General features: G+C 61.9%; 30 protein-coding genes. 16 read left to right on the forward strand and 14 right to left on the reverse strand.

Annotation, left to right across the window (positions count from 1 at the left end):
- Positions 1-96 precede the first annotated feature (96 nt).
- Together QTL96_RS17315 and QTL96_RS17320 are read left to right on the forward strand one after the other, a co-directional pair.
- Positions 97-549: a carbon monoxide dehydrogenase subunit G gene (locus QTL96_RS17315; protein WP_047507081.1), complete on the forward strand. Its 453-nt coding sequence runs from the start codon at positions 97-99 to the stop codon at positions 547-549.
- Positions 550-611: 62 nt separating this feature from the next.
- Positions 612-1,049: a GNAT family N-acetyltransferase gene (locus QTL96_RS17320; RefSeq protein ID WP_289728554.1), complete on the forward strand. Its 438-nt coding sequence runs from the start codon at positions 612-614 to the stop codon at positions 1,047-1,049.
- Between the two features lie 5 nt (positions 1,050-1,054).
- Here QTL96_RS17320 and QTL96_RS17325 read toward each other — a convergent pair whose 3' ends face one another.
- The 4 genes from QTL96_RS17325 to sppA form a co-directional block, all read right to left on the reverse strand.
- Positions 1,055-1,960, reverse strand: coding sequence for a S1C family serine protease (locus tag QTL96_RS17325; RefSeq protein ID WP_289728555.1), 906 nt, complete (start codon positions 1,958-1,960; stop codon positions 1,055-1,057).
- 168 nt (positions 1,961-2,128) lie between these two features.
- A complete protein-coding gene (locus tag QTL96_RS17330) occupies positions 2,129-2,461 on the reverse strand; it encodes a LapA family protein (protein ID WP_018898212.1) in 333 nt (110 codons plus the stop codon).
- Positions 2,462-2,583: 122 nt separating this feature from the next.
- Positions 2,584-2,883 carry an integration host factor subunit beta gene (locus QTL96_RS17335; RefSeq protein ID WP_018898213.1) on the reverse strand — a complete coding sequence of 100 codons (300 nt, stop codon included), beginning with the start codon at positions 2,881-2,883 and terminating at the stop codon, positions 2,584-2,586.
- Between the two features lie 29 nt (positions 2,884-2,912).
- Entirely contained in the window at positions 2,913-3,863 is a 951-nt protein-coding gene (sppA, locus tag QTL96_RS17340) for a signal peptide peptidase SppA (RefSeq protein ID WP_289728556.1), read from the reverse strand.
- 210 nt (positions 3,864-4,073) lie between these two features.
- Between sppA and lptC the strand changes: the two genes are divergently transcribed.
- The 6 genes from lptC to ptsN all read left to right on the forward strand — a co-directional run bounded on the left by lptC (position 4,074) and on the right by ptsN (position 9,287).
- A complete protein-coding gene (gene lptC / locus QTL96_RS17345; protein ID WP_018898215.1) occupies positions 4,074-4,739 on the forward strand; it encodes an LPS export ABC transporter periplasmic protein LptC in 666 nt (221 codons plus the stop codon).
- A gap of 11 nt (positions 4,740-4,750) precedes the next feature.
- Positions 4,751-5,368, forward strand: coding sequence for an LptA/OstA family protein (locus QTL96_RS17350; RefSeq protein WP_113196593.1), 618 nt, complete (start codon positions 4,751-4,753; stop codon positions 5,366-5,368).
- Positions 5,369-5,405: 37 nt separating this feature from the next.
- Positions 5,406-6,188, forward strand: a complete 783-nt coding sequence (gene lptB / locus QTL96_RS17355; RefSeq protein ID WP_289728557.1) for an LPS export ABC transporter ATP-binding protein — start codon at positions 5,406-5,408, stop codon at positions 6,186-6,188.
- A 174-nt stretch (positions 6,189-6,362) separates the two neighbouring features.
- Positions 6,363-7,928 (forward strand): RNA polymerase factor sigma-54, encoded by a 1,566-nt coding sequence (gene rpoN, locus QTL96_RS17360; protein ID WP_289728558.1) that lies wholly within the window; start codon positions 6,363-6,365, stop codon positions 7,926-7,928.
- Positions 7,929-8,184: 256 nt separating this feature from the next.
- Entirely contained in the window at positions 8,185-8,760 is a 576-nt protein-coding gene (gene raiA / locus QTL96_RS17365) for a ribosome-associated translation inhibitor RaiA (RefSeq protein WP_026282950.1), read from the forward strand.
- A gap of 62 nt (positions 8,761-8,822) precedes the next feature.
- Positions 8,823-9,287, forward strand: coding sequence for a PTS IIA-like nitrogen regulatory protein PtsN (ptsN, locus tag QTL96_RS17370; RefSeq protein WP_018898220.1), 465 nt, complete (start codon positions 8,823-8,825; stop codon positions 9,285-9,287).
- A gap of 76 nt (positions 9,288-9,363) precedes the next feature.
- Here the strand turns inward: ptsN and QTL96_RS17375 are convergent, their stop codons facing one another.
- From QTL96_RS17375 to QTL96_RS17385, 3 genes are all read right to left on the reverse strand, one after another.
- Positions 9,364-11,724, reverse strand: a complete 2,361-nt coding sequence (locus QTL96_RS17375; protein WP_289728559.1) for a methyl-accepting chemotaxis protein — start codon at positions 11,722-11,724, stop codon at positions 9,364-9,366.
- Positions 11,725-11,949: 225 nt separating this feature from the next.
- Positions 11,950-12,849, reverse strand: a complete 900-nt coding sequence (locus tag QTL96_RS17380) for a ribokinase (protein ID WP_289728560.1) — start codon at positions 12,847-12,849, stop codon at positions 11,950-11,952.
- 49 nt (positions 12,850-12,898) lie between these two features.
- Complete coding sequence (locus tag QTL96_RS17385) at positions 12,899-14,122, reverse strand: DNA recombination protein RmuC (protein WP_289728561.1); 1,224 nt, start codon at positions 14,120-14,122, stop codon at positions 12,899-12,901.
- Between the two features lie 195 nt (positions 14,123-14,317).
- Between QTL96_RS17385 and QTL96_RS17390 the strand changes: the two genes are divergently transcribed.
- The 7 genes from QTL96_RS17390 to arsC all read left to right on the forward strand — a co-directional run bounded on the left by QTL96_RS17390 (position 14,318) and on the right by arsC (position 19,335).
- Complete coding sequence (locus QTL96_RS17390) at positions 14,318-15,817, forward strand: globin-coupled sensor protein (RefSeq protein WP_289728562.1); 1,500 nt, start codon at positions 14,318-14,320, stop codon at positions 15,815-15,817.
- 96 nt (positions 15,818-15,913) lie between these two features.
- Positions 15,914-16,432 carry a peptide deformylase gene (gene def, locus QTL96_RS17395; protein WP_026282951.1) on the forward strand — a complete coding sequence of 173 codons (519 nt, stop codon included), beginning with the start codon at positions 15,914-15,916 and terminating at the stop codon, positions 16,430-16,432.
- 65 nt (positions 16,433-16,497) lie between these two features.
- Positions 16,498-16,758: a hypothetical protein gene (locus QTL96_RS17400; protein WP_018898226.1), complete on the forward strand. Its 261-nt coding sequence runs from the start codon at positions 16,498-16,500 to the stop codon at positions 16,756-16,758.
- The gene (locus tag QTL96_RS17405; protein WP_289728563.1) at positions 16,755-17,174 is read left to right on the forward strand and encodes a type II toxin-antitoxin system VapC family toxin; all 420 of its coding nucleotides are present in this window, start codon (positions 16,755-16,757) and stop codon (positions 17,172-17,174) included. Before QTL96_RS17400 ends, QTL96_RS17405 begins: the two co-directional genes overlap by 4 nt.
- Positions 17,175-17,214: 40 nt before the next feature.
- Positions 17,215-18,150 carry a methionyl-tRNA formyltransferase gene (gene fmt, locus QTL96_RS17410; protein WP_289728564.1) on the forward strand — a complete coding sequence of 312 codons (936 nt, stop codon included), beginning with the start codon at positions 17,215-17,217 and terminating at the stop codon, positions 18,148-18,150.
- Positions 18,150-18,956, forward strand: coding sequence for a tRNA pseudouridine(38-40) synthase TruA (gene truA, locus QTL96_RS17415; RefSeq protein ID WP_289728565.1), 807 nt, complete (start codon positions 18,150-18,152; stop codon positions 18,954-18,956). The genes fmt and truA overlap by 1 nt, the downstream gene beginning before the upstream one ends.
- Entirely contained in the window at positions 18,934-19,335 is a 402-nt protein-coding gene (gene arsC, locus QTL96_RS17420; protein ID WP_289728566.1) for an arsenate reductase (glutaredoxin), read from the forward strand. The genes truA and arsC overlap by 23 nt, the downstream gene beginning before the upstream one ends.
- Here arsC and QTL96_RS17425 read toward each other — a convergent pair.
- The 3 genes from QTL96_RS17425 to dapD form a co-directional block, all read right to left on the reverse strand.
- Entirely contained in the window at positions 19,332-19,928 is a 597-nt protein-coding gene (locus tag QTL96_RS17425; protein WP_018898233.1) for a hypothetical protein, read from the reverse strand. The two genes, arsC and QTL96_RS17425, sit on opposite strands and share 4 nt — an antisense overlap.
- Entirely contained in the window at positions 19,915-21,108 is a 1,194-nt protein-coding gene (gene dapE, locus QTL96_RS17430) for a succinyl-diaminopimelate desuccinylase (RefSeq protein WP_289728567.1), read from the reverse strand. Before dapE ends, QTL96_RS17425 begins: the two co-directional genes overlap by 14 nt.
- 157 nt (positions 21,109-21,265) lie before the next feature.
- Positions 21,266-22,126 carry a 2,3,4,5-tetrahydropyridine-2,6-dicarboxylate N-succinyltransferase gene (gene dapD, locus QTL96_RS17435; RefSeq protein ID WP_289728568.1) on the reverse strand — a complete coding sequence of 287 codons (861 nt, stop codon included), beginning with the start codon at positions 22,124-22,126 and terminating at the stop codon, positions 21,266-21,268.
- Positions 22,127-22,315: 189 nt separating this feature from the next.
- Between dapD and QTL96_RS17440 the strand changes: the two genes are divergently transcribed.
- On the forward strand, positions 22,316-23,182 hold the full coding sequence (locus QTL96_RS17440; protein WP_018898236.1) for an LOG family protein: 867 nt from the start codon (positions 22,316-22,318) through the stop codon (positions 23,180-23,182).
- A gap of 7 nt (positions 23,183-23,189) precedes the next feature.
- Here the strand turns inward: QTL96_RS17440 and QTL96_RS17445 are convergent, their stop codons facing one another.
- The 4 genes from QTL96_RS17445 to QTL96_RS17460 all read right to left on the reverse strand — a co-directional run bounded on the left by QTL96_RS17445 (position 23,190) and on the right by QTL96_RS17460 (position 25,401).
- Entirely contained in the window at positions 23,190-23,603 is a 414-nt protein-coding gene (locus QTL96_RS17445; RefSeq protein WP_289728569.1) for a DUF2442 domain-containing protein, read from the reverse strand.
- Positions 23,596-23,823, reverse strand: a complete 228-nt coding sequence (locus tag QTL96_RS17450; RefSeq protein WP_289728570.1) for a DUF4160 domain-containing protein — start codon at positions 23,821-23,823, stop codon at positions 23,596-23,598. Before QTL96_RS17450 ends, QTL96_RS17445 begins: the two co-directional genes overlap by 8 nt.
- Positions 23,824-23,932: 109 nt before the next feature.
- On the reverse strand, positions 23,933-24,571 hold the full coding sequence (locus tag QTL96_RS17455) for a calcium-binding protein (RefSeq protein WP_289728571.1): 639 nt from the start codon (positions 24,569-24,571) through the stop codon (positions 23,933-23,935).
- A 110-nt stretch (positions 24,572-24,681) separates the two neighbouring features.
- Positions 24,682-25,401, reverse strand: a complete 720-nt coding sequence (locus QTL96_RS17460) for a pyrimidine 5'-nucleotidase (protein ID WP_289728572.1) — start codon at positions 25,399-25,401, stop codon at positions 24,682-24,684.
- Positions 25,402-25,497: the final 96 nt, after the last annotated feature.

The raw sequence follows: 25,497 nt of genomic DNA on the forward strand, positions 1-25,497 counted from the left end.
TTTGATAGAGCCCGTGCAAATAGCATCCCATTTTCACCTTGGCAAAGCGCTTTCCCGCCGCGATATGTTCGACAAGGTGAAAATGGGAGGATTGTGATGGACTTCGTCGGACAAGAGCGGATCACCGCGCCGCGCGATGCCGTGTGGGCCGGCCTCAACGATCCCGATATCCTCAAGGGATGCATCCCCGGCTGCCAATCGCTGGAGTTTACGGGTCCGAACGAACTCGTCGCCACGATCCGGGTCAAGATCGGCATGGTGCCGCTGACCTTCACCGGCGAAATCCGCGTGTCCAACATCGATGCGCCCTCGAGCTATACGCTGTCTGCCGAAGGCAAGGGCAGCATCGCCGGCTTTGCCAGGGGATCGGCCGATGTGACGCTGGAGGATGATGGCGGCGAAACCATCCTGCATTATCGCGCCGGCGCCGATGTCGGCGGCAAGATCGCCCAGCTTGGCGCCAAGCTGATCGATTCCTCGTCGCAGAAGCTCGCGCAACGGTTCTTTTCCGATTTCAACGCGGCGGTCAGCGCCAAGGCAGCCGAATAAAAGGCCGCTGCCGTCCAACGAGGTAATTGGCAGCCCATCCCGTCTCGGCTACATCCATAACCATGCAGTGGACCATCCGATCGCCAGAAAAGGCCGACCTGGAAGAACTCGCGGATATCTATCTCGCGGTGCGTCGCGATACCTTCACCTGGGTCGACCCGCAGGTTTTCCGCCACGAGGATTTTCACGCACACACGCAGGGCGAACTTCTGTGGCTTGCCGAGATGCCGGATGGCGAGATCGCGGGCTTCATGACGCTGTGGTCGCCGGATGACTTCATCCACATGCTCTATATCAGGAAACAGTATCGCGGCCTCGGCATCGGCCAGGCTCTCCTGAAAGCGCTGCCCTACTGGCCGGACAAGGCCTACCGGCTGAAGTGCCTCGACCGCAACGAACACGCCAAGGCCTTCTATCGCGCCCGGGGGTTCGTGGTCACAGGCAAGGGCTCATCGCGTGAAGGCGAATACGAAGAGATGACCTTCTTCCCCGAGCGCTGATCGCCTCACTGCATCTGCGGCTTGCGCAGGAAGCTGTTGCGATCGGCCGAGCGCACGCGCAGCCACGCCTCGCGGCCGTCTCTGAGGATACGCATGGGGATCTCGGCGCCGGCGGGGCCGCTGCTCCAGATCTTGCGGTAGAAATCGGCCAGCCCATCGACCTCGCCGTCGCGGATTTCCGAGATGACGTCACCGCGTTTCAGCCCGGCCTGATCCGCCGGGCTACCCTCCGCGACGCTCATGACGATCACGTCGCCGTTGCTTTCGGCCGAGAACGCGCCAAGCCAGGGGCGTGCCGGCTTGTTGACCTGCCCGCGCGTGGTCAGGTCGTCGATGATCGGTGTCAGGAGGTTGATCGGCACGATCATGTTGATATCAGCCACCTCGCCACCCTGGCTCATCTGCAGTCGCAGCGAACCGATGCCGATCAGCTTGCCGTCGCCATCGACCAATGCCGCGCCGCCCCAGGAGGGGTGTGCGGGCGTGGTGAAGATCGCTTCATCGAGCAGATATTCCCAATAGCCGGCGAATTCCTGCTTGGCGACGATCTTGGCATCGACGAACTCGCCGATCCCGTCGATCAGCGTCACCGATTGCCCAAGCTCGGCCAAGGTGGTGTCGCCGAATTCCAGCGCCGGCAGGTTGAGGGGGCCAAGCGCCTGCAACAGGCCAAAGCCCGTTTCCTGGTCGTAACCGAGCGGATGCGCCGCCACCACCCGTCCGTCATGGGCGGTGAGCCACACTTCCTCGGCCTCGGTGATCAGATAGCCGATCGTCAGTACCAGACCGCTGTCCTTGATGACCACGCCGCTACCCTCGCGCCGGGTGCCAAGCGTATCGGCAGTGTACGCGTCATCGGGAATGATGCCGCGGACGGCGACGACCGATTTCAGGATCTGATCTGTGTTCATGGTTTCATCCTCATGAAGCGACGCGCTGAGGCAGTGAAACTGCTTTGGGAGAAGGGCGCAGCGGGTTCTTTGGACATAGCTATGAAGACAGATGGCGCGGTGCAAGGGCTTGGCAAGCCGAAATCGCCGCGCGCATTTATGTCAGGGAAGGCTTAAAAGCCTGAAGTCTCACCGCGACGGCAGCTGTCCGGCGATTTCTTCCGAGCGTGCCTTGTGGCGGTCGGCTTCACCCTGCCAGCGCACAGCTTCCTTGGCTTCGCTGCGGGCGCGCTTGCGATGCTTGCCCTGGTTCATCCAGGTCACCGCCGAGCCGGCGAACATGCCGATGATCAGTGCGATGAAGAGGAACACGAAGAACGGCGCCGAGAGCGACAGCACCTGATCCTCCGGCCGGAACGGATTGAACGCCAGCGTCACGCTCTGGCGGTTGGCCACGCAAAAAATGATCAGGATGATGCCGAGAGGCAGCAAGATCAGGAGGTTGATAATCTTCTTCGCCATCGCAGGCCTCCATATGCTCACGCACGCTCATAGATGAGCGGCGCGTTCTTTCAGCCACAGGATAGAAAAGACCTCGTGAAGTTCAAGTGCGGTTTCGCCGCAGGCGGGCCTGAAGGCGGCGATCAGTCGTCCTGATCGGCCTGTCCCGGGTTCAGCCGCTCGCGCAGCTCCTTGCCGGTCTTGAAGAAGGGGACCCACTTCTCCTCGACGAACACCGTGTCGCCGGTGCGCGGGTTGCGGCCCGAGCGCGATGGACGGTTCTTGACGGAAAAGGCGCCGAAACCGCGCAGCTCGACGCGGTTGCCCGCCGCCAGCGCATCGGTGATCTCGTCGAGAACCGCGTTCACGATATTTTCCACATCGCGATGGTAAAGATGCGGGTTGCGAGCCGCAACTATCTGCACCAGCTCGGACTTGATCACGGTGGCCCCCTTAAATTATTGATTTCTTATCAATCATGGCCAACCTGCCAAACTGAAACGAGCCCGTCAAGAAGCAACTTCTGCGGCAGAATTCCCGTAAGGTCCTGGCTTCTGGCGAGATCGCCGTAACCGAGAACTGTCAGGATCTGCGAGGCCGCGCCTGCAAGCAGGAACGGCGTGCTGCTCTTCTTGTTCCAATCGATCTCGGGCAGGTCCTTGCTGACGTTCTTGGTGGCCAGATAGGCGCGGATTTCGTCGTCGCCGCCGAGCTGGTCGATGAGCTTCATCTTCAGCGCCTGGCGCCCGGTGAAGATGGTACCGTCGGCGAGTTTCAGCACGTCTTTGCGCGGCAGCTTGCGGCGATCGGCCACAAGGTCGACGAACCAGGCATAGCTGTCGACGATCATGTTGTTGATCATCGCCTTGGCCTCGTCGCTCGCCGGATGGAAGGGCGAGGGCTCGGCCTTCAGCGGCGAGGATTTGATCTCCTCCATCGAGACGCCGATCTTGTCGAGCAGCGGCTTGACCTGCGGATACTGGAAGATGACGCCGATCGAGCCGGTGATCGAGCTGTCGCCGGCGATGATCGTGTCGCCTGCTGTCGCGATCATGTAGCCGGCGGAGGCCGCAAGTGTGCGGACATCGGAGACCACCGGCTTCTTGGCGGCGATCGCCCGGATCGCCTTAAAGATCCGCTCGCCGCCATAGGTCGTGCCGCCGGGCGAGGAAATGGAGACGACCAGCGCCTTCACCGCGTCTTCGTCCTTGATCTTGGCAAGCCGCTCGAGCAATTCGCTGTCGTCGGTGATCAGGCCGGAGATCGTCACATGTGCGACGTGCGGGCGCCGGTTTGCATTGTCGGCGAACAGAAAGCCGTAGAAAGCAAGCGCAAGCGCGAGAAGAAGCAGTACCGCCACCACGCGCCAGAAGCCGACCTTGCGGCGCAGCCTGCGGCGATCTGCGATCATGGAGCTGTCCATTTATTCCTCCGGTCGGCAAGTCTGACGCAACTCTTCTTACGTAGAGTGCATAGATATGCGTTAACGCTGTGTCGATTGGTTTTGCGGTTTTCTTGCTTGTTGCAGAAAAAAATCCATATTGGCAAGTCAGTGTAATAATGCGAAACGAACTGTGATCGGGCGAAAGCGCTCCCTATATACGCCGTCCTATCATCGACACGGACCGAACGAATGCTCAACACCTTGGATAATGGCGGACAGGCTGCCTATGCGAAGCCCGCGCAAAGTGCCTATGGCGCCGCGCGGTTTCACTCCGCCCGCGTTCGCCGGCTGAAGGTTCTGCTGCCGGTCGCCGCCGTGATCGTGTCGCTCGCCTTTATCGGCGTCTCCGTGATCCGCACCTATCTGCCCGAGAACATCAAGATCGAAGGCGCCAAGATCGAAAACGGCAAGGTCGTGATGCTGAAGCCGGCGATCGCTGGCCGCAACGCTTCCGGGATCAACTATTCGATGCTCGCCGAACGGGCGCTGCAGGACATCAAGAATCCGAACCTGATCTCGCTCGAAACCGTCAAGGCGGTGGTTCCGGTCAAGGACGATCTGGTCGCCCGCGTCGAGGCGACGACCGCCGATTACGACCGCGCGACCGACAATCTGAACATCACGTCTCCCTTCGTCATCAACATGAGCGACGGCATGACCGCCAAATTCCAGACCGCGCAGGTCGATGTGAAAGGCGGAAAGCTTACAACCAGCGACCCTGTCGACATCAAAAAAGATGGCGCATCGGTTGTTGCGCGCTCGCTCAAGATGACAGATAAGGGACGGACGATCACATTCGAGGGGAACGTTCGAATGAATGTGAACCCCACCGCTATCCGCAAACAGGGCACTTAACCCGGGTCACCATGGCAAAAGATTGTCGCATTTCTACCCGCAAGGCGGGCGCAGTATTCACGAACGGTGCGCTTGCACTCCTGCTGTTGGCCGGAGCCGCGATGGCGCAGGCGACGACCAGCCAGATGAGCGGACTGAAGCTCAACAAGGATCAGCCGATCCAGATCGAAAGCGACAAGCTCGAGATCCATGACCAGGATCATACCGCCGACTTCACCGGCAACGTGAAGGTCGTTCAGGGAACGACCACGCTGCAGGCCGGCCACATGACCGTCTTCTACAAGGCAAAGGCTGCAGCCGATGGCGCTGCGCCCGCGACCAAGGCGTCTGAAACCACGACGCCTGCATCCTCGATCTCGTCGGGCAACACCGACATCGACCACATCATCGTGACGAACAAGGTGTACCTCACCTCTGGCACGCAGACCGCGACCGCCGATAACGGTTCGTTCGACATGGCAAAGCAGCTCTTTATCCTGAAGGGCGACAAGGTTGTTCTGACCGACGGCGGCAACGTCTTCACCGGCTGCCAGCTGACGGTGCACATGGAAACGGGTCAGGCACAGTTGGACAGCTGCGGGGGCCGCGTCCAGATCCAGCTCGATCCGCAATCCCAGAAAAAGAACTGACCTCGGCTGCCACGTGAAATTATTCTCGCTATCGAATATGTTCGGCAAGACCGGGCAACAGGCCGCCGCAGATGGCGCCGTTGACAAGAGTCGCTATCAGGGAACCCTGATCGCGCGCGGTCTGACGAAGACGTACAGCACCCGGCGCGTCGTCAACGGCGTGTCACTGGTCGTGCGTCGTGGCGAGGCCGTCGGCCTACTCGGCCCGAACGGCGCCGGCAAGACGACCTGTTTCTACATGATCACGGGCCTTGTCCCTGTCGATGAAGGCACGATCGAGATCGACGGCAACGACGTGACGTCGATGCCGATGTATCGCCGCTCGCGCCTCGGCGTCGGCTATCTGCCGCAGGAAGCCTCGATCTTTCGCGGGCTGACGGTCGAGGAAAACATCCGCGCCGTTCTCGAAGTGCATGTGAAGGACAAGGCGCAGCGCGAGAAGAAGCTCGACGAGCTGCTCGACGAGTTCCACATTCGCAAGCTGCGCAAGAGTGCTGCCGTCTCCCTGTCCGGTGGTGAGCGCCGCCGTCTGGAAATCGCCCGCGCATTGGCGACCGACCCGACATTCATGCTGCTCGACGAACCCTTCGCGGGCGTCGATCCGATCTCGGTTTCCGACATCCAGAACCTCGTCCATCACCTGACGGCACGCGGCATCGGTGTCTTGATCACCGACCACAATGTGCGCGAGACGCTCGGGCTAATCGACCGTGCCTATATCATCCATGCGGGCGAAGTGTTGACGCATGGCCGGGCAAACGACATTGTTAACAATGCCGAAGTCCGCAGGCTTTATCTCGGCGACAACTTCAGCCTCTGATAGCTCACCCCTGTAATCGCGGGGCTCCCGCAGCGGAAATTCACCTTCCCGCATACTTCCGCTTGACCAAATAGAATAAAAAAGCAATTTTTGGGCCAACTTGGATTTCAGTAGTCTTGGCCCCGTTATAGGACACTGTTTCCCGGAGGAACGAGCGGGAGTTTTGCGTCCATCATGGCACTTTCGGCCAATTTATACCTGCGCCAAAGCCAATCGCTGGTGATGACACCACAGCTGATGCAGTCCATCCAGCTGCTTCAGATGACGCACTTCGAGCTCAACCAGTTCATCGCCCAGGAAGTCGAAAAGAACCCGCTGCTTGAGTTTCCGTCAAATGACGCCGAAACAGGCAGCGATCGCGCCGGCGATGACGACGATGGCCATTCCCGCCAGGCCGAAGAACAGAGCTTCGACGAAGATTACGACAGCCGCTCAGAGGTGATGTCCGGCGATTGGTCCGACCGTGCCGATGGCGCCGGCGCTGGCCGCATGAGCGACGAACTCGACGCCAACTATGCCAACGTCTTCCCTGATGACGGCGTGCCGCAGCGCGCCGACGCTCCCGAATTGATCAGCCAGTGGAAGTCGATGCCGGGTGGCGGCGAGGGCGGTGCCGACGGCTACGACCTCGACGATTTCGTCGCCGGCCAGGTCTCGCTGCGCGATCATCTCGCCCAGCAGATGCCGTTCGTCCTGCCCGATATGGCCGACCAGCTGATCGGCCAATACCTCGCCGACCAGCTCGACGAGGCAGGCTATCTCCATGCCGATCTCGCCGAAGCAGCCGAACGGCTGGGTGCCGGCGCTGTTGATGTTGAGCGGGTTTTGGCCGCGCTGCAGACGCTCGATCCGCCCGGCGTCTTCGCCCGCAATCTGTCCGAATGCCTGGCGATCCAGCTGCGCCAGAAGGATCGCCTCGATCCGGCCATGCAGGCCTTCGTCGGTAATCTCGAATTGCTCGCCCGTCGCGACTTCGCGACGCTGAAGCGGCTTTGCGGTGTCGATGAAGAAGATTTGCTCGACATGCTGAGCGAGATCCGCCAGCTCAACCCCAAGCCGGGCAGCGGCTTCGAGACGGCGGTGTCGGAGGCGATCATGCCCGACGTCGTCGTGCGGCCGAGCGCCGACGGCAGCTGGCTGGTGGAGCTTAACCCGGATACGCTGCCCCGCGTGCTCGTCAACCAGGCCTATTTCGCCAAGGTCAACAAGATCGGGGATGACCACGCTTTCCTGTCGGAGTGCCTGCAGACCGCCAACTGGCTGACGCGCAGCCTGGATCAGCGCGCCAAGACGATCATGAAGGTGGCGACCGAAATCGTCCGCCAGCAGGATGCCTTCCTGCTCCATGGTGTCGATCACCTGCGTCCGCTCAATCTGAAGACCGTGGCCGACGCCATCAAGATGCATGAATCGACCGTCAGCCGAGTAACGTCGAACAAGTACATGCTGACGCCACGCGGCCTGTTCGAGCTCAAATACTTCTTCACGGTGTCGATCAGCGCAGTGGAAGGCGGTGACAGCCATTCGGCGGAAGCCGTTCGTCACAAGATCCGCGCACTTATAGCGCAGGAAAGCCCCGACGCCGTACTCTCAGATGATGATATCGTGGACATCCTAAAGGGGAGTGGGGTGGAGCTTGCCCGCAGAACGGTCGCGAAGTATCGTGAAGCCATGAATATCGCTTCTTCCGTCCAGCGCCGGCGGGAAAAGCGGGCGCTCGCGAAGGTCGCGGGCTTCTGAGGAGTTCGGTCTGTTGCGGCCGACGCGTCCCGCCCCCGCGAGAAAACAGGGCGTGTGTTGACTTTTTGGTAACTTCTGGCTAGAAGCCGCGCCAAATTGACGCTGTGAATGGTGTCTGAGGTTATCCCCATCAATCCTAAGGGCGCCCACTGCCGAGAACTTCGGCCGATCTTGCTTGAGATTGCGCGAAGTGCTTGGATGAGAGTCAGGCTTGGCGTAAACTGGTACTCGCAAACCACATAAGAAGGGAAACTCCATGAGTGTGCGTGTATCCGGTAAACATATGGAAATTGGTGACTCGTTCCGTCAGCGGATAGAGGACCAAATTGCCGTGGCCGTCACGAAATACTTCGACGGAGGGTATTCTGGTCAAGTGATCGTACAAAAGGCCAACGCCCGTTTCGCCGCCGATTGCAAGGTTCATCTCGACAGTGGCGTGATTTTGCACGCGGCCGGCGAGGCAATGGATCCGCAGTTGGCATTCGACGCCGCTTCCGAGCGTATCGAGAAGCGACTTCGCCGTTACAAGCGCAAGCTCAAGGATCACCATGCCGGGAATCATCTGAATGGTTTTGCAGAAGTCGCCTACACCGTCATGGATGGCATGCCGGATCATGACGACGAGATCGCCGATGATTTCGCACCAGCGATCGTTGCCGAAAGCACCAAGCAGATGAAGACCATGTCCGTCGCGACCGCCGTGATGGCGCTCGACATGACGGACGAGCCCCTGCTGCTCTTCCGCAGCCCGGGTAACGAACAGTTGAACATCGTTTACCGTCGGCACGACGGCAACATTGGCTGGATAGACGCAGCCAACATCAAAAGCTGAGAAAACGGAGCGGAGCGGCAGGCATCTGCCGCTCCCCCGGCTTGGCACAAAAGGAAAAAGAAATGGCTTTGGCAGATTTGCTGCAGCAGAATGCGATCATTCCCGCTCTCAGGGTCAACTCCAAGAAACAGCTCCTGCAGGAATTGTCGGCCAAGGCGTCGAAAGTCACCGGGCTGTCCGAGCGCGAGATTTTTGACGTTGTCCTGCAGCGCGAGCGGCTTGGTTCCACCGGCGTCGGCAATGGCATCGCCATTCCGCACGGCAAGCTGGCAAGCGTCAATTCCATCGTCGGCATCTTCGCGCGTCTCGACCAGCCGGTCGATTTCGAAGCGCTGGACGATCAGCCGGTCGATCTCGTGTTCCTGCTTCTGGCGCCCGAGGGCGCCGGCGCCGATCACCTGAAGGCGCTCTCGCGCATCGCCCGCGTGCTGCGCGACCACGATCTCGTCGCCAAGCTGCGCGCCACCGACAGCGCCTCTGCGATCTATGCCTTCCTCAATGAAGAGCAGACCTCCAACGCGGCCTGATCCTATTCGATTCAAATGAAAAGAGGCGCCGGATCGCTCCGGCGCCTCTTTTTTTGTTTTGGCTCAGCCGATCGGCTCAGAATTCTTCCCAGCTATCCTGCGCGACGGCTGCCGATCCATGCGACTGCGCGACAGCGCGGCGCGGGGCAGGGGCGGCTGCCTGGCGGTAGCTCGGCTGCGACGACGGGCGATAGCTCGGTGCCGCCGGTGCCCGCATATGCTGGGCGGTCGAGCGCAGCGATGCGCCATGGTTGGCGTTGCTGACGCGGAAGCGGGCGACGAGATGCTGCAGCGTCTGTGCCTCTTCGTTCAGCGTGACGCTGGCCGCGGTGGTCTCCTCGACCATGGCGGCGTTCTGCTGCGTCACCTGGTCCATCTGGTTCATCGCCTGGCTGACTTCCTTGAGGCCGATCGCCTGCTCGCTGGCCGATGCCGAGATCTCGCGGATCAGACCATTGATGCGCATCACCTGCTCGGAGATGTTGTGCAGCGTGTCGCCGGCGCGGCCAACGAGATCGACGCCTTCCTTGACCTGCACGGCCGAGGTGTTGATGAGCGTCTTGATCTCCTTGGCGGCGTTCGCCGAACGCTGGGCCAGTTCGCGCACTTCCTGCGCCACGACCGCGAAGCCCTTGCCCGCTTCACCAGCACGCGCGGCTTCGACACCGGCGTTGAGCGCCAGCAGGTTGGTCTGGAACGCGATCTCGTCGATGACGCCGATGATGCGCGAAACCTCGGTGGAGGACTGCTCGATCCCGTGCATGGAGGCGATCGCCTTGCGCACGACATCGCCGGAGCGTTCCGCATCCTCGCAGGCGTGGTTGACGTTGTCGGCGGCCGTGCGGGCATTGTCGGCGCTGGAATTGACCTGTGCGGTCAGCTCGTTCAGTGCCGCAGCCGTTTCTTCCAGGCTCGCAGCCTGCTGCTCCGTGCGCTTGGCCAGATCAGACGCGCTGCCGCTGATCTCGCTGGTGCCGGAGCCGATGTTGACGACGCTGAGGTTCATCGTCGTGATGGTCTCTTCAAGGGCAGCCAGAGCCGCGTTGAAGTCCTGCTTCAGCTTACCGTATTCGCCCGGGAATTCATCGGTAATGCGGTGGCTGAGATTGCCCTGCGACAGCTCCGAGAGACCGGCGCCAACGATGGACACGATGTGGCGCTGTAGCGAAACCGACTGCTGGCGTTCGCTTTCCGAACGACCGCGCTCATCTTCCGCTTCCTGGCGCTGGCTCTTGGCTTCGGCTTCGAGACGGCGGCTGTCGGCGAGCGCATGGCGGAAGCCTTCGAGCGCCTTTGCGACGGAACCCGTTTCGTCCGAGCGATCCTGGCCAACGACCGGCTGCTCGTAGCGACCTTCGCTCAGCATCTTGACGCTGGCGACGAGGCCACCAAGCGGCTTCTGCACGAAGGCGCGGACGGCGAAGTAGAGCGCCAGCATGACGGCCGCCAATACGACGATGCCTGCGACGATCATCATGAAAGTCTGGTCCTGCACCGGCCCGTTGATCGCGCTGTGCGGCACGTCGACGAGGATGACCCAGTTGGTGTTCACGTCAGGCAGCGCAAAGGGATAGACCACGCGGTCGAACTGCTCGCCGCCATCGATCGAGAGGTTCTTGACGACAGCAGGCGCAAGCGTCGAGAGGCCGGTCTTGACGGCATCGACACCTTCACCCTCGTAGGGCTTCATCGCGAGATCCTTGGACGGCGCGACGATCCAGTTGCCGCCCTGCGAAAGCAGGGTCACGCGGCCGGTGCCGAAGGGATGCAGGCCGCCGAGCTTGTCGGCGAGCGACTTCAGCGAAATGTCGACGCCGCTGACGCCGATCATCTTGCCGCCGGACATGACCGGGTAGCCGATGGAGGTCATCGCGGTGTTTTCGCCGGTGGTGCTTTCAGCGTAGGGCGAGGAGATCGCGCCCTTCTTGCTGGCGGCGGCAAGGCTGTACCATTCGGCCTTGTAGTCCGATGCGAACACCGAGAACGTGAAGCCGCCATCCTTCTTCTTGGTCCAATAGGCGTTGAACGCGCCGTTCTTGTCCGAGCCGAGATCCGTGCGGCCGGCAAGCGACGGCGACTGGCCGTCGAACGCATTCGGTTCTTCGCCGAACCAGCTGCCGAAGGCGAACTGGTTGCGCTCGACATTGGCCTTCAGCATATCGACGATCGCCTTGCGATCCAGATACTTGCCTTCGTGGCCGCGGCCGATGACGCCGGCCATGGAGCGCGCGGCGCCCGCGAGTTCGCCGACCGAGGACGCGACTTCGTTGGCGATGGCCTTCGCCTCTAGATTGGCTTGATCCATGGTCAGCGTTTCCACGCGATCACGGGTTTCGCCGATGAGGAAGAAATTGGAGATCAGGAGAACCAGTGCGATCGCGCAGCCGGTGATCACAATGAGTTTGGCCGCAAGCGATTTCATGCGAAAGATGAACATGCATTCCTCGGGGGGATCAAGGATGGGCCAGGCGAAGCATCCGCCGGCACAAGAAGCGAGGGCGGCTACATCATGAAGCCGCCGTGGCGAGTGCCGCGTCCCCTTGGAGAGGGAGCCGGCGATCACGCGGAAGATCGCCGGAAACCTATTAAATTTAAGTGAAATGCGATGATAATTCGACCCATCGCAAGCAAACGCATCGCCGATGTCGTCGGCGGATAACGCCTATAGTTTGTTTGCGACGTCGTCGCGCGAGGGAATGGACGGCTGGGCGCCTGCCTTGAGGCATGCGAGCGAGCCGGCAACGGCTGCGCGACGCAACGCCTTCGCGAAATCCAGGCCCTCATCGAGGCTGGCCGCGAGATAGCCGCAGAAGGTGTCGCCCGCGCCAACCGTATCCACCGGCTCGATCTTCAACCCCTTCGCCCGCCACATAGCGCCATCGCGGATCGCCACGACGCCGTCAGCCCCGAGCGTGACGATCAGTGTTTGCCCAGTCTCGGCGTTCAGGCGCTGCAACGCCATCTCCCGCTCCTCCGGCGTCATGTTTTCCTGCCCGGCCAGAAGCTCGAACTCGGTCTCGTTGGCAATGACGATATCGGCGAGGCGTCCGAGACGCGCGGCATCCGCAATCAGCGGCGCGAGGTTGAGCACGGTGGTGACGCCCTTGGCGCGCGCGGCAGCCAGAGCCTGCTCGACGGCGGCAACCGGAATTTCGAGCTGCAGCATCAGCGTGTCGCCCTTGCTCATCGCGCCGACGGCCTGATCCGCATCCTGCGGTGTCACGGTGCCATTGGCGCCCGGCACGACAGCGATCATGTTCTCGCCGTCTCCGCCCACGAGGATGATCGCTGTTCCGGTCGGCTGGTCGGCGCGCTTGACGGACTGGAGGTCCGTGCCGGCCTCCTTCAGGAGCGCAAGCGCCTCGTCCGAAAAGCCATCATGGCCGACGGCGCCCGCCATGGTCACGCTGCGGCCGGCGCGGCGCGCGGCCAGCGCCTGGTTGGCGCCCTTGCCGCCGGCGGCCGTCGAAAAGCCGTTGCCGGCCACCGTCTCGCCCGGCTTCGGAAGCCGTTGCGTCGTGGCGATGAGGTCCATGTTGATGGAGCCGAAAACGGTGATCATGCGAGGTGTCCTTCCCAGTGTTTTGTCGGGCGCGACACTGCCGAAGGCCTCACTCGTCGTCAACCACCCTTAGCTTGAGGAGCCCCGTTCTGCTCTCCACGGATTTCGACGCCGGCGCACTTTCATCCGGGACGCGACCTGCATCCGCACCCTCGAATTCCAGCGCCTCGATCTTGGCGCCGCGCTTGGTCAGCTTGTCGGCCGAGGTGACGATCATGTCGACATCCTTCTGCGCCATGGCGAAATGCCCCTGCAGCTTGCGCACGCGATCGTCGAGGCGACCGAGATCATCCATCAGATTGGCGACTTCGCCCTGGATGACATGCGCCTGCGCCTGCATCCGCTGATCCTTCAAGACAGCCTGGATGACCTGGATAGACAGCATCAGCAGCGACGGCGAGACGATCACTACGCGGGCGCGATGCGCCTTCTGCACGATCGCCTCGAAATTCTCGTGAATTTCCGCGAAGATCGATTCCGACGGCACGAACAGGAAGGCGGTATCCTGGGTTTCGCCCTGGATCAGATACTTCTCCGCGATATCGCGAATATGGATCTCCATATCGCGGCGAAACTGCTGCGACGCGGCCTTGGCAAGCTCCGGCCCGCCCGCGTCGCGAATGGCATTCCATGCCTCCAGCGGAAACTTGGCGTCGATGACCAGCGGCGGCGCGCCATTGGGCATGCGGATCGTGCAATCCGGACGGGAGCCGTTGCTCAGCGTCTGCTGAAAGGCATAGGCGCCGATCGGCAGGCCGTCGGCAACGATCGTTTCCATCCGCGATTGGCCGAAGGCGCCGCGCGTCTGCTTGTTGGACAGGATCGCCTGCAGGCCGACGACGTCCTTGGCGAGCGTCTGGATGTTGTTCTGCGCCGCATCGATCACCGCCAGCCGCTCCTGCAGCTTCCTCAGGTTCTCATGCGTAGACTTGGTCTGCTCGGTGATGGTCGAGTTTACCCGCTGCGACATGCCGTCCAGCCGCTGGCTGATCGCCTGGTTGAGTTCGGACTGGCGTGAGCCGAACACCTCGGCCATCGCCGCCATCCGGCCCTGCATCTCCGATTGGATCCGCAACAGCTCCATCATCCGCGCATCCGCCTCGGCGGCACGCTCCATTGCCTCTTCCGCCTGCTCTCGCCGCGCCTGGCCGCCACGAACGAGCAAGGCAAGCATCAGGACGATCACGATGGCCAGTGCCGCGCCGGCAAGGGCGAGCGACATGGGGCTGAGACCGGAAAGGGTGGCGGAAAACGAGTCGGTGCTGGTTGTCATCTCAGCACCATAGCAAAGTCGCGCAGCTTTTCCAGATCAAAACGTGAACATTGTGAATGGCCTGCCGGCGATACCCGAGCTTCACATTCGAGCGCTAGCTAAGAAATAACCGCATAATTTAACGCTTGCGAAACTATATTCGGCAAAAGCTGCGCGAAAATTGCCCTTCGTCAAATGAAAAAGCAGAAATATATTATGAGCAGCCAGCAGCCTGAAAACGGTCTCAAGCAACGCCTCGATTTCATCGAACTGGACGACAACGCGCGGCAATCGCTGCGCCAGATGCGCCCGGCGATTTCGGAGCTGCTGAGCGGCGCGCTCGAGCGATTCTACGGAAAGCTGGCGCGCACGCCCTCGGTCGCGAGCTTCTTCTCCGACAAGTCGCATATGAATAGTGCCAAGACCCGGCAGGAAGCCCATTGGGCCAATCTCGCTGGCGGCAATTTCGACGAGGCCTACGTCAAGGGCGTCGTCGCGGTTGGCAAGACGCATGCGCGCATCGGCCTCGAGCCGCGCTGGTACATCGGCGGCTACGCGCTTTTGATGAGCGATCTGATCAAGGGCCTGATGGCCAAGGAATGGCCGTCGCGCTTCGGTCGCGGCCAGAGCAAGCTGCTCGGCGAAAAGCTCACGGCCGTCGTCAAGGCCGCGATGCTCGATATGGATTATTCGATCTCGGTCTATCTGGAAGCGCTGGAAGAAAAGCGGCTGAAGCTCGAAGAGGAACGCCACAAGGCGGAAGCCGACCAGGCGATGGCACTGAGCCATCTCCGTCGCGGTCTCGAAGCGCTGTCGCGCGGCGACCTCGAAGCCACCTTGCCGGCTGATCTGCCGGGCAACTTCAAAGATATGGGCGACGACTACAACCGCGCAGTGGCCGCCCTTCGCGCCTCCTTCGCATCCGTTCGCGCCACCTCAGGCGAAATCCTGCGCGGCACTGATGTGATCGCCAAGGGCTCCGACGATCTGGCGCTGCGCACCGCCCAGCAGGCCGCCGGCGTCGAGGAAAGCTCAGCCGCCTTGCAGCAGCTCTCCGTCAGCGTCGGGCAGACCGCATCCAACGCCGAAAAGGCGTCGGCGGCTGTCCGCGAAACCCAGCAGAAGGCGAAGAACTCCGGCGAGCTCGTCACCAGCGCCGTCTCCGCCATGGCCGGCATCGAAAGATCGTCGAGCGAGATCACCAAGATCATCGGCGTCATCGATGATATTGCCTTCCAGACCAATCTTCTCGCGCTGAACGCCGGCGTAGAAGCGGCCCGCGCCGGTGAGGCCGGCAAGGGCTTTGCCGTCGTCGCCCAGGAAGTCCGCCAGCTGGCGCAGCGCTCGGCCGATGCCGCCAAGGAGATCAAGAAGCTGATCTCCGAGAGCTCCGCGCAGGTCAACCAGGGCGTCGACATCGTCAGCAGCACCGGCGAATCGCTGAGCGACATGATCAACCGCATCGACAATATCAGCAGCTTCGTTGCCGATATCGCCGCCGCCGCGCGCGATCAGGCGACCGGCGTCAACGAGGTCAGCGTCGCCATCCGCAACATGGACACCATCACCCAGCAGAATTCGGGCATGGTGGAGCGCACTTCGTCGGAAACCCGGCGCCTGCGCAACGAGGTGGAAGGCCTGGTCGGCCTGCTCGAGCGCTTCCGGACCGACAGCGCCAGCCACTCCGGCTATCAGGCCTCGCGCCGCGCCGCCTGAGGCAAAAGCGTCGAAATTGCGAAGGCGGCGTAAAAAAGCGCCGCCTCCGGCCATCGGATAATTCCATCCCGCAAAAAGATGGGTTATGGGAACGCCATGACCATCAAGCCACTCATCATTCTTCCCGATCCGCTGCTCCGTCAGGTTTCCAAGCCGATCGAGCGCGTCGACAGCGATCTCCAGCGTCTCGCCGACGACATGCTGGAGACCATGTACGATGCCCCTGGCATCGGGCTGGCCGCCATCCAGATCGGCGTTGCCCGCCGCATGCTCGTCATCGACGTTGCGCGCGAGGGAGAGGAAAAGCAGCCGCTCGTCTTCATCAATCCCGAAATCGTCTCGTCCTCCGATGAGCGCTCGGTCTATGAAGAGGGCTGCCTCTCCATCCCGGATTATTATGCCGAGGTCGAGCGCCCGGCCACCGTCGGCGTCAAGTATCTCGACCGCGACGGCAAAGAGCAGACGATGGAAGCAGACAGCCTGCTCGCCACCTGCCTGCAGCACGAGATCGACCACCTGAACGGCGTGCTCTTCATCGACCACATCTCCCGCCTGAAGCGCGAGATGGTCATCAAGAAGTTCACCAAGGCCGCCAAGACCACCAAGGCGCTCTAAGCCTCGCGTTGATTGTCCGGCGTCGAAGCGCTATGATATCAGTGATATCGTAGTGGAGGTGCCAAATGGGTGATCTTCTGATCCGTGGCCTTGATGACGACTTGAAGGCGCATCTGCAGGAACGTGCGATCCGCAATGGCCGCAGTCTTTCGCAGGAAGCGATCGAAATGATGCGGGGCCAAATCCTGCGGGAGCAATCTCTCGTGCCTGCTGGAAACCGGTTGCGCGGGTTGCTGGGAGATGAACGGCTGACGGCGGATGAGGTCGAGACCTTTTCCGAGCTCCGTCATGATACCGATCGCGATCCGCCGCGCTTCGAACCATGATCGTTCTCGACACCAACGTGATCTCCGAGATCCAGGGCCGGCTGAACAGCGAACGTATCCTGACTTGGCTCAACGGGTTCGAGATCGAGTCCCTGTTCCTGACGACCATTTCCATCGGCGAGATGTATTATGGTCTGCATCTGCTCGACGAAGGCCGCCGCAAGGCCTTACTGCTCGCGGATTTCGCCCGGATCGAAGCTGATTTTACTGGCCGTGTTCTTGGCTTCTCCATCGAGGCGGCACGCCGCTACGGCGCACTGGCCGCCGCTCGCCGAAACATTGGCCGTTCGATGGAGACCAAGGATGCCATGATCGCCGCGATCTGCCTCATCCACGGCGCCACGCTTGCGACGCGCAACACAAAAGACTTCGAAGGGCTTGATCTCAAGCTCGTAAACCCGTTTGAAGGCGGCTGATCTTCAAGATTGGCCCCGAGCCAGGAATTGGCGGCATAGAATGTCTCTTCGCATCATCTTCATGGGTACGCCCGACTTCTCCGTTCCGACGCTGCGCGCGTTGGTCGATGCCGGCCACACGATCCTGGCGGTCTATACCCAGCCGCCGCGTCCCGGCGGGCGTCGGGGGCTCGATCTGCAGAAGTCGCCGGTCCATCAGGCGGCCGAGCTCCTGGGCCTGCCGGTCTTCACCCCTGTCAATTTCAAGGATCCGGAAGAGCGCGAACGCTTCGCTGCCCACAAGGCCGATGTCGCCGTCGTCGTCGCCTACGGGCTCTTGCTCCCCGAAGCGATCCTCAACGGCACGCGATATGGCTGCTACAATGGCCACGCCTCGCTGCTGCCACGCTGGCGCGGTGCGGCCCCCATCCAGCGCGCGATTATGGCCGGAGACGAGAAGACCGGCATGATGGTGATGAAGATGGACAAGGGTCTCGACACCGGCGCCGTGGCCATCACCAGCGAAGTGGCGATCGGCGAAAACATGACGGCAGGCGAGCTTCACGACCGGCTGATGCTTGCCGGCGCCAAGGCGATGGCCGAGGCCATGGTCAAGTTGGAGATGGGCGACCTGCCACTGACGCCGCAGCCCGAGGACGGCGTGCTCTACGCGTCGAAGATCGACAAGGCCGAGACACGCATCGATTTCTCGCGCGATGCCGCCGACGTCCACAACCACATTCGCGGCCTGGCCCCGTTCCCCGGCGCCTGGTTCGAGCTTGAGCACGGCGGCAAGCCCGAACGCGTCAAGGTTCTGGGCTCCGAGCGTGCCGAGGGATCGGGTGCTGCGGGCGAGCTGTTGAGCGACGATCTCGTCGTTGCCTGCGGCACCGGCGCCGTGAGATTGACGAGGCTGCAGAAGGCCGGCGGCAAGCCGTTGGCGGCCGCCGACTTCCTGCGCGGCACGCCGCTTGCCAAGGGCACGAGGCTCGCCTGATGTTCCGCTACCGCATGATCGTCGAATATGACGGCTCGCAATATGTCGGCTGGCAGCGGCAGGAGAATGGCCCGTCGGTTCAGGGCGCGATCGAGAAGGCCATCCTGTCGGCCAGCGGCGACGTCGTCTCGATCCGCGGCGCCGGCCGTACGGATTCCGGCGTGCATGCCATGGGCCAGGTCGTCCATGCCGATCTCTCCAGGGAATGGTCACCCTTCAAGCTGCAGAACGCGCTCAATGCGCATCTGAGGCTGGCGGGCGAACGCGTCGCGATCCTCGATGTAGAGAACGCCAGCGAATTCTTCGACGCACGATTCTCGGCGCTGCGCCGTCACTATCTTTACCGCATCATCAGCCGCCGTGCGCCTCTGGCGCTGGAGGCGGGTAAGGCATGGTTCGTGGCGAAGACACTCGATCACGAGGTCATGCACGCCGCCGCCCAGATGCTGGTCGGCAAGCACGACTTCACGACCTTCCGCTCCGCCCATTGCCAGGCAAACAGCCCGGTGCGCACGCTCGATCGTCTGGATGTGACGCGATCGGGCGATCTCATCGAAATCCGCGCCACCGCGCAGAGCTTCCTGCACAACCAGATCCGCTCCTTCGCGGGCACGCTGAAGCTTGCCGGTGAGGGGCGCTGGACGCCGGATGATGTCCGCGCGGCGCTGGAGGCGAGGGATCGCAAGGCCTGCGGCCCCGTCGCCCCGCCCGACGGTCTTTATTTCATGCAGGTCGATTATCCCGACGTGATCGTCGACCGTAGAAAAGATGCGGAAACATCCGATGCCGACGACGATCTATCATAACCCCGCCTGCGGCACCTCGCGCAACACACTGGCCATGATCCGCCAGTCCGGCGAGGAACCCGTCGTCATCGAATATCTGAAGACCCCGCCAAGCCGCGAAACGCTGGTCGCGTTGATCGCCGAAATGGGCATCCCCGTCCGCGCGCTGCTTCGAGAGAAGGGCACACCCTACCAAGACCTCGGCCTTGCCGATCCTGATCTCAGCGACGAGCACCTCCTCGACACCATGCTCGCCCACCCGATCCTCATAAACCGCCCCATTGTCCAGACCACCAAGGGCACCCGCCTCTGCCGCCCGTCGGAAGTCGTTTTGGAGATACTGGAGAACCCGATCGCCGTCTTCACCAAGGAAGACGGCGAGATCGTCGGCATCAGTTAGACCGGATAAATCCCCAGGAACCGCTGCATGAATTCCGACAGCATCAGCGCCGGCACGAAGAGCACCAGCGTCATCGCGCCGATCAGGAGCCCGTTGCCGTTGAAGATCATTCGCAAGATACGCGCGATGGCGAAGACCTGGGCCAGCATGAAGGCAAGTAGCAGTAGCGAGACGATGCCGATCGTGCCGGGCAGGAAGAACACCAGCGCCAGCAGCAGACCGTTGATATAGGAGAGCGGCACGCCCAGCCAGTTGACGCTGACGACGACGGCCGAGAAGCGCTCGCCCTTCTTCATCGCAAGCAGAAGCAGCCCCGCCAACACAAGCGGCACGAACCAGTTCGCCGCCTCGACCAGGCCTAGCCGAACATAGAAGACCAGGCCGACATCGGTGTGCGGCGGCATGGTGCGCAGGAAGGATTCGCGCCACCAGAGCCAGGAAATCCCCATTGGCGGCAGGCACCAGACGAAGGCCCAGAACGAGCGGTTGACGCCGCGATCCGACATGTCGAGAAACCGGAAGCCGGCCGGATCCATTCGGATCAGCAACCAGAGGCCGGCCAGATAATACTGGACTTCCCTAAACCCCGGCATTCTCGAACCAGCGCGCGATAAAGGTTTCATAGACGACCGTCAGCCGCTCGAGGTCTTCGACCGCGACGCGTTCGTCGACCATGTGCATGGTCTGCCCGACGAGGCCGAACTCGACGACGGGGCAGTAATCCTTGATGAAGCGGGCATCCGACGTGCCGCCCGTGGTCGACAGCTTGGGCGACTGGCCGGTCACGCTTTCGATGGCCGAGGACAGCGAGGCGATCAGCGCGTTGTTGCGGGTGAGGAAGACGTGGCTTGGGCGCTCGGCCCAGACGATATCGTATTTGAACGGCGCGCGGCCGGGCCGGAGCACGCCTTCGCTCGCGGCGGCATCGAGGCGGCGGATGATCTCCTGCTGCAGCGTCTCGGCCGTCCATGTGTCGTTGAAGCGGATGTTGAAGCTCGCCGTCGCCTTGGCCGGCACGACATTGGTCGCCGGATTGCCGACATCGACGGTCGTCACTTCGAGATTGGAAGGCTGGAAGTTCTCGGTGCCGGCATCGAAGGGCGGGTGCATCAGCGCCTGCGTCAGCTGCAATATCCCGCGCACCGCGTTATCGGCCAGATGCGGGTAGGCGGCATGGCCCTGCACGCCATGGGCGGTGATCTTGCCCGACAGCGAGCCGCGGCGACCGATCTTGATCATCTCGCCCAGCGTGTTCGGGTTGGTCGGCTCGCCGACAAGGCAGGCGTCCCAGCGCTCGCCGCGCTCGGCGGCCCATTGCAACAGCTTGATCGTGCCGTTGACGGCGGGGCCTTCCTCGTCGCCGGTGATCAGGAACGAAACGGAGCCCTTAGGCGCTCCATGCTTTTCGATATGGCGGGCGATGGCAGCCACGAAGCAGGCGACGCCGCCCTTCATGTCGACAGCACCGCGACCGAAGAGTTCGCCGCCCGCGATCTCGGCGGCAAAGGGCGGATGCGTCCACGCGCCTTCGTCGCCGACCGGCACGACATCGGTATGGCCGGCAAACATCAGGTGCGGGCCGTCATTGCCGAGCCGGGCGTAGAGGTTCTCGATGTCGGGCGTTCCCGGCTCCGTCGCCTTCACCTTTTCGACCTTGAAGCCGAGCGGCGACAGCATCGCCTCCAGCGCCGAAAGCGCGCCACCTTCGGCGGGCGTAACGGACGGGCAGCGGATCAGGGTCTCGAGATTGGCAACGGGATCGGTAGCGGTCATGACAGTGGAACTATCCGGCGGTAATGGCAAAGAGAAGGCAAGGGAGAGTTGCATCAGGCGAAATGCGCCGTTCGCTTACGGCAGCCTGATATCGGGCAGGAAATGGTTCGGTGCCGCGCACGAATTCTGTCACGCGCGGCACCGGATTTGGTGTGAATTAGTCGCGCAGCAGTTCGTTGATGCCGGTCTTCGAGCGGGTCTTCTCATCGACGGTCTTGACGATCACGGCGCAGTAGAGGTGAGGTGCGGCAAGGCCGTTCGGCATGGTGGCATTACCCGACGGCATCGAGCCGGCGACGACGACCGAGTAGGGCGGTACTTCGCCGTAAGTGACTTCGCCGGTGGCGCGGTTGACGATCTTGGTCGACTTGCCGATGTAGACGCCCATGCCGAGAACCGAGCCCTCGCGGATGATGCAGCCTTCGACGACTTCCGAGCGGGCTCCGATGAAGCAATTGTCTTCGATGATGGTCGGTCCGGCCTGCATCGGCTCGAGCACGCCGCCGATGCCGACGCCGCCCGAGAGATGCACGTGCTTGCCGATCTGCGCGCAGGAGCCGACCGTGGCCCAGGTATCGACCATTGTTCCCTCGTCGACGAAGGCGCCGAGGTTGACGAAGGAAGGCATCAGCACGACGTTCTTGCCGATATGGGCCGAGCGACGCACGACGCAGTTCGGCACGGCGCGGAAGCCGGCGGCGCGGTATTCGTTCTCACCCCAGTTCTCGAACTTCGACGGCACCTTGTCCCACCAGGTCGAGTTGCCCGAACCGCCCTTGACGACTTCCATGTCGTTCAGGCGGAAGGAGAGGAGAACGGCCTTCTTCAGCCACTGGTTCACCTTCCACGCGCCATCGGCGCCGCGCTCGGCAACGCGCACCTTGCCGCCGTCGAGAAGCTCGAGCGCGGTTTCGACCGCGTCGCGTACTTCGCCCTTGGTCGAGGTGTTGACGCTGTCGCGGTTGTCGAAGGCGGCTTCGAGTGTCTTTTCGAGGGCGGAGAGGTCGGTGGCGCTCATGAGAATTCCTTAAACTTCGATCTTTATCGTTGGAGGCGGAGGCCTCCGGGAATTGTGATTGGCGGGATGCGATCTGCTCTATCGCATGCAAGGCTAAAATGGAATGATTTTTCGGGACCGGTTGGCTCCCGATCACTGCTACAAAACGACATACCGGCTGTACTGCCGGCAGGACTGAAAGGCATTGGAATGGCAAAGGCGAAAAACGGCAGACTGCGGCGCAAGGACGGCGTCTGGGATCCGTTGAAATCAAGCGAGACCGACAAGCAGCGCGCCGAAGCCGTGCCGAAAACGCCGCAGACCCTGTCGCCGGCCTATCGCCTCGCCTATGCCGACGAGGACTTCCTGTGCCGCGAGGAGCTCAGGCCGATCCGTCTGCAGCTGGAGCTGATGAAGCCGGAAATGCTGCTCACCGAGCGCGGCATCAAATCGACGGTTGTGATGTTCGGCGGCGCCCGCATTCCCGCACCCGGGCAGAGCGCGTGGGCTGCCCGCAACGATACGCAGCGCGCCAATCTGGAGGCGGCATCCGTCTATTACGACGAGGCGCGCAAGTTCGCCCGCCTGTGCTCGAAATACGCGGCTGGCTTCGATTTCCACGAATATGTCGTCGTCACCGGCGGCGGCCCGGGCGTGATGGAGGCAGGCAACCGCGGTGCGGCCGACGAGGGCGCGCCCTCGATCGGCCTCAACATCGTGCTGCCGCACGAGCAGGCGCCGAATGTCTACGTGACGCCGGAGCTCAGCTTCAACTTCCACTACTTCGCCATCCGCAAGATGCATTTCATGGTTCGCGCCAAGGCAATCGCGGTCTTCCCCGGTGGCTTCGGCACGATGGACGAGTTCTTCGAATGCCTGACGCTGATCCAGACCGGCCGCATGGAAAAGATGCCGCTTATCCTCTTCGGCGAAAAATTCTGGAAGAGCATCATCAATTTCGAGGCTTTGGCCGAATTCGGCACGATCGCGCCCGATGACGTCGACCTCATCAGCTTCGTGGACACCGCCGACGCCGCCTGGAAGATCATCCAGGAATTCTACGAACATCCGGAATAGGGCGCTCTCAGGGGGCGTCGCCGGCCTTCTTCGGCCGGCCGCCCTTGGCGCCGTTCGCCCGGCTGGCGGCCGCCTTCGCGAGCGAGCGGGATTGCCCGCCACGGCGTTGCGCTTCCATGAAGCTCCTGGTGCCGAACACGCCGTTCAGCAAGCCTGAAATCGTGTAGTCGGCATCGAGGCTCTCCCAGTGAAGGCCCGTCTCTCCAAGCAGTTCGACTTCGCCAAGCTCGGCCACGGTCGCCTCTTCCAATCCCTGCAACGCGCGCGCGGGGAAAATGAATGATGCGCCATTGGTGAAATCGAGGATGATGCGCTCCGAAGCGACATCGAAGCGAACAGACGCGGGTATCGGCCGCTCGGAACGCTCCGCTTCCCAGCGCTGCTTTGCCTGCGCGAGTTCTGCGTCGGTGACCTCAACCATGATAATGCCTCCACGTATCGAGCAGCAGTTGGCGGTTCTCTTCCACGACCGTCATCGCCCGGCGCACGTCCCGGTCGGACATCCCGCCCTGCGTTATGACTTTGAGACCGATGATGTCGATGCGCGCTTCCCCGTCTCCGATGACGTGGACATGCGCAGGCTCATGATCCGCCGTGTAGATCACGAAGCGCATTCCATGCTGACGTAGGATCGTGACCATTCCAAAAGAATAACCCAACAACTTGGGTATTTCAATCAGACGAAAAAGCCCGCCGCGATCGTCGCGGCGGGCTCGGTTGTCGGCCGGTTCCCGTCTTACAGGCCCGTTTTTACAGGAACGGACGCTGCGGCATGTCGGCGATCGAGATGACGCCGTCCTTGTTGGTGTCCATCCGCGTGAAGAATTTCTCGAAGGCGGCTTCGGCTTCCTGCTTGGAAATCTGGCCGTTCTCGTCGGTATCGATGCGCTGCATCAAGAGGAGTTCGCGGATCATGCCTGGGCCGCGCATGCCGTGTCGGCCGGGGCCGCGGCCGGCTTCGTCCTGCGGCGGTGCGGGCTGGCCAGCGTCGGCATCAGCCGGTGGCGGGGATGGCGGGGCTTCGTCATCGGCGGCCATGTCTTCGGCAGGCGCCTTCATCTTGGCCATCTGCGCTTCGTGATACTTGCGGATCTCGCCCGGTGTCAGCGAGCCGTCATTGTTGGTGTCGATCGCCGCGAAGATCGCTTCCATGCCCTTCTGGGCTTCGTCCTTGGAGATCTGGCCGTCCTTGTTCGTGTCGAACTGCTGCATGCGCACGAAGACGACTTCCCGCATCACGGGCCCACGCATTCCGCCGCCCATCATCGCGTGGTGTGGCCTTGGCGGATGCTTGTGCTTGTCGCCGGGCGCGGCAAAACTGCTGCCGGCTGCGGCACCGACAATCAAGACGGAGGAAAGTGCGGCCAGTATCAGCTTGTTCCGAGACATTTGGGTTCCTTTCAGTGTGCAATCTCATTGGGGATCACAGACGAAAAGGTAGGGCGGACAAGCCCGATTACCCAGTTAAACATCGGTAAGCTGGATGAAACTTTCGTAATTTAGCCGGTAATATTGGGCGTAATCTTGCCAAGGAAATCAGTAAGATCGTCGGTCACGAAGTCGATGTGATCGTCCTCGCCGCTGGTCTTTTCCCACCACTCGACAACCGTGTCCTCGAGATTGTTGGGCACGAGCAGAACCGTCTGCATGCCAAGCGCCTTCGGCGCGATCAGGTTGCGTGGCAGATCCTCGAACATCGCTGCCTTCTGCGTCTCGACGCGCTGCAGCTGGGTGAACTTGTCGTATGTCTGCTGCGCCGGCTTCGGCACGAACTCGGCGGCCACGATGTCGAAGATATCGTCGAAATGATCGAGGATACCAAGAGCGCCGGCCGCCATTTCCGCATGCTTGACGCTGCCGTTGGTGAAGATGAACTTGCGGCCGGGCAGCGCCTTGATCGCGGCACCCAGTTCCGGCTGCGCTGTCAGGCTGGAATAATCGATCGCATGCGCCTTCTCGAGGAAGTCGTTGGGATCGACGCCGTGGTGGATCATCAGCCCCTGCAGCGTCGTGCCATGATCGTAATAATACTTCTTCTGCAGCTTGCGTGCCTCGTCCCGCTCCATCTGCAGCAGCGTCGAGACATAGGCTGTCATGTTCTTGTCGATCTGCGCGAACAGATTGACGTGATGCGGATAGAGTGTGTTGTCGAGGTCGAAGACCCACTCTGTCACATGCGAGAAGTCGGAATGGGTGGGCGTGCGATCGATCTTGCTCATTCCTGCCTTATGCCACGCGTCGCCTTCGATTGAAATCCGGAATGCGACCATTCACGCCGGCCGATTGATCGCCTGACCTGATCGCACTAGTTTTCC

The sequence above is a fragment of the Rhizobium sp. S163 genome (assembly GCF_030380805.1).
In the GTDB taxonomy this organism is placed as follows: Bacteria; Pseudomonadota; Alphaproteobacteria; order Rhizobiales; family Rhizobiaceae; genus Rhizobium.